At 53.6% G+C, this 274-nt stretch carries 1 protein-coding gene; it reads right to left on the minus strand.

The genetic code is table 11. The features are described from left to right. Window positions 1-214 (minus strand): dTDP-4-dehydrorhamnose 3,5-epimerase family protein (locus SB772_RS40830; RefSeq protein WP_410838627.1); only part of this gene is annotated, 214 nt, incomplete at its 3' end. Window positions 215-274 lie beyond the last annotated feature (60 nt).

A 274-nucleotide genomic window follows, 5' to 3' on the forward strand; every position in this document is an offset into this window, starting at 1 on the left:
GTTTGCCTTGGGTATTTTGCAGTTGGTAATGCAGGCCGCGCAGTACCCCTTTTTGCGAACGGGAATGGTTGTCCTGGACAAACTGTGTGTCCAGCCCCGTCGCTTCTTCGAAGGCCTTGGCATTGAAGCTCTCATAGAAGAAGCCGCGTTCGTCACCAAAAACCTTGGGTTCGATGATCAGAACACCGGGCAGGTCGGTGGTGACTACATTCATGGTGCTTCTCCAGTAATGGGCGTTGATGGGGGACATTCTTGCGCAAAGTGCCGAGTGAGG

Source organism: Paraburkholderia sp. SIMBA_030 (assembly GCF_046535245.1).
In the GTDB taxonomy this organism is placed as follows: domain Bacteria; phylum Pseudomonadota; class Gammaproteobacteria; order Burkholderiales; family Burkholderiaceae; genus Paraburkholderia.